This window comes from Aquabacterium sp., from assembly GCF_004297345.1.
Taxonomy (GTDB): domain Bacteria; phylum Pseudomonadota; class Gammaproteobacteria; order Burkholderiales; family Burkholderiaceae_C; genus Aquabacterium.
This window is the reverse complement of the sequence record NZ_SCTN01000603.1, coordinates 1-3,116: the sequence shown is the minus strand read 5'-3', so window position 1 is coordinate 3,116 and position 3,116 is coordinate 1. Positions and strand designations below refer to the sequence as shown.

General features: G+C 43.5%; 3 protein-coding genes. All 3 read right to left on the bottom strand.

The window, feature by feature from the left end; translation table 11 throughout:
- Window positions 1-279: hypothetical protein (locus EPO09_RS21950; RefSeq protein WP_290646714.1), on the bottom strand; the 279-nt coding region annotated here is incomplete at its 3' end.
- Window positions 276-1,883 (bottom strand): hypothetical protein, encoded by a 1,608-nt coding sequence (locus EPO09_RS21945; protein WP_290646712.1) that lies wholly within the window; start codon window positions 1,881-1,883, stop codon window positions 276-278. The genes EPO09_RS21945 and EPO09_RS21950, both read right to left, overlap by 4 nt.
- Before the next feature lie 8 nt (window positions 1,884-1,891).
- On the bottom strand, window positions 1,892-3,058 hold the full coding sequence (locus EPO09_RS21940; protein ID WP_290646710.1) for a site-specific integrase: 1,167 nt from the start codon (window positions 3,056-3,058) through the stop codon (window positions 1,892-1,894).
- Window positions 3,059-3,116 lie beyond the last annotated feature (58 nt).

Below are 3,116 nucleotides of genomic sequence, written 5' to 3'. Positions count from 1 at the left end.
GCCGGGGCGTCCGACCATCCAGTATTTGTAAAGGATGGCCTTAAACTGCTCCCTGAACGGAGCCGGAATTTTTCGCCAGTCAATTTGTTTTTCCGATTTGGAGCGGTTAGCTTGCTTTATGAATGGACTCAGATCCCAAATTTCATCTGCGTAGTAACTTAGGACTGTTGATTTGCAATCGGCGCCCCCAATTGCGCTAATTACAATGCGAGAAACCATTGACAGAGGGATGTGTTGGATGCTGGTGGGCTGATCGCCAAGCACTGAGAAATCTTTCATTTACTTAGTTCTCCGTAGGTCTTCCAGAACGGATGCCGATGAAATCTCGCTCGTTCTTTTTGAACTGATACACTCCCCAATCTGAAATGTTTCTGAGTGAATTTATCTATTCTGACTTGAAGTGATAAGTAGTGTTCCCTCCAGGCCTCCGAATTTGTTCGTTCTCTTTCGTCTCCAATAAACCAGTAGAAGCTAAATAGTCTATGCAAATCGTCTGGTGATCCAGTTATTGCATACGATCTGCAGTTGAAGCAGCTCATAAAGTCAATGCAGTGAGTGTTTCCATCTCCAGGCGCCTTCTCTCCGAATAGTGAGTCTTTGCATTGGCCTGTTGGCGTTTGCTCTAGATCTTTATTCTCTGCATATTTGTTTTTTCTGTAGGCAATATGAATATCTTCCGCTACTATTGTTGCGTTTTGCCGCATTTCATTAGTCAGTTGCAAGTAGTGCCTATCTGATACGTACTTTGTGTGCCCCATTAATTGCGCTACGCTGAACATGTCGCCACCGCTCAGGGCCCAGTATCTGTTTTCTACGGTTTTTCTGATTCTTGATAGGTTTAGTCGCAGGCGCATACCGTCGTCGCCTTTTAAATCATGCCTATCAATCAAGGTCTTTATTCCTTTAGATAGTTCCTTGATGTTCAAGGTGGTTACTTTATGGCTATCGTCTTTGGAGGGGGTGATGTGTATCCATACTCTATTTTTTTCTGGATGTGGGGCGCGGTCGCTCAAGTACGATGTTTTCTTGAGGGCCATCTCGAATATGGCTATTCCGTCCATCGGAAATGTGATTGGTGTTTCATGTGTTTTAGTCTGTCTTATTGCGCTTTGCTGTATTGCACCATTTCTACGTTTTGTAGTCCTGAGCAGCCGCTGGTTCGGAATAAATGGGTGTGGCCCTAATGCATCTCGTTCTAGTTCAAGCAGTGGCGTTGAATTTGTTCCGGTGCGAATTGCGATGCCCAGGAGGTAGACAGTAAGTTCGTCAATGTCATTGCCCGTGAACTTTTTTTTATGAATCGCTATGAGGTCTTGCTTTATCGCATGAACCAGGCTTGCTCGCTCTGATCCTGACAGGTGAGTGTGTGCCTGAGTTTTAATCTCACCGCAGACTTCATTTTCGGTGAACGGATTTATGGGAAAGTCAGACTTTGCTAAACGTATTGATCCTCTATCAATCATTCCGAAAATAACGGTTTTGATTGATGCGTAGTGATTGCTGCGCGTTTTTGTTTCCCAGGCACTGTTTGCTTTTATCCAATCAATTAACTGCTGAATGTGTTTTGGTGCAATTGAGTGGGGGGACAGTATTGGCGTTGTGGATGTGGCGAATTTTAGAAATATTGGCCATCCTTGCCTGCCATACGTAATAATTGACTCGACCGATTTTGTTCTTCCTGCCAAAAATACGCGCAATTGATTAATTCCGAGCCAGACCCATTCGTCGACCCCTTTTCCAAGCCATTCTTCTTGGTCGATCAAGTTGCCGTGATGCATGACCCCTTCTCCGACCTCAAGAAGCGCTTTATCCGATTCGGGGCGTTCAGTTGTAGGCCCGATCGCGACCGACTCAGGTGCAACGAAGTTCTTTCTCTTTGCCATGATTCAGTTTAGTGAAATAATTCGTCTAATTCATCTTCATGCTGCGATATTAATGTGCCATCCAGCATGTTGATATACTTTAGATATTTTGATGTGGTTTGAACTGATGAATGACCAAGTCGGTCCATTACGTATAGTAATGGGTCCCCTTCAAATGTCTTGCTGTTAATTAGGCTGCGCAGCCTGTATGTCGCGTATGTGTGGCGACCCATGTGTGCGGTGATTCTGAAGCCTGTCTTTTTGGATAATCTTCTTAATATTGAATCTATAGCCGAATCGCCATAGGGATTTCCTGTTTCTGTCAGAAATAGAGTTGTTGAGTTGATCGTCGTTACGTTTGCGCGTATGGCTCGTGATCTGACACTCCACGACCATAGATCGTCCATCAAGCTGTATGGAATCTCTATTGTTCGCGGCTTACTGCCTTTTGTTTTCATGTCTCGCGGGTCTAGATTAATGAAGATCATTTGACCCTCTTGGATGTCTTTGCGTTTGCTTGGGTCAAAAATGTATTTTTCCGGAAATGTTCTCAACTCCTCTTGTCGCAAGCCTGTCCGGCATATCATCTCTAGCATTAGCTTGTGTGTTTCGTTTTCTAATTTTTCAAGGCACAGAGCTAGTTGGGGTTTTGTTATTAAATTCAGAGGTTTCTTTGTGTTTTTTAAGAGGACCTTGGTAGTTGTTGCTTCGTTTGGTTTCTCTAGTGTATGAACGATAAAAGAATGATTGTTTGTGGCTCTTGTTGTTGTTGTCTCAAATGGCAGGTGATCTATTAATCCTGCCTGGTTTGCCCATTTGTAAAACCTTAATGCAAGCTTTATCCTGCTGTTTACTGTGCTTGCTGATAATTTGAGATGCCCGTGTGCCCATTCTTTGTATTTCTCAATTGGCCCAGGTAATCCGTCTCCTGCTTTTGATTTCCAATCAATTTCATTTGCATCAAGGAATGCAAAGTAGTCGTAGAGGCCCTTGCTATAGGTTTCCCACGTCTTGGTGGATTCAATGCTTCCGCTCATTAAAATGATGTGCCACAGGAAGTTTTGTACGGGCTCAAATGGTTCGAGATCTCGGTTTAATATCAAAGGGAATCCTTTGTATTTTCTGCCGTGCAGCTCCAAATCGTTGGTCGCAAATATTAGTCTCATTTTTTGCAATTCAATTGTCGGGTTTTGCATTTCTGATATGAAGCATATTGATTTGTTACTAGACTTTCAACGAAACATCTCGCCGGCG

Excerpts from the sequence above, each read along its gene's own strand:
- EPO09_RS21945 (WP_290646712.1), bottom strand. The coding sequence starts at position 1,883 with ATGGCAAAGAGAAAGAACTTCGTTGCACCTGAGTCGGTCGCGATCGGG.
- EPO09_RS21940 (WP_290646710.1), bottom strand. The coding sequence starts at position 3,058 with ATGCAAAACCCGACAATTGAATTGCAAAAAATGAGACTAATATTTGCG.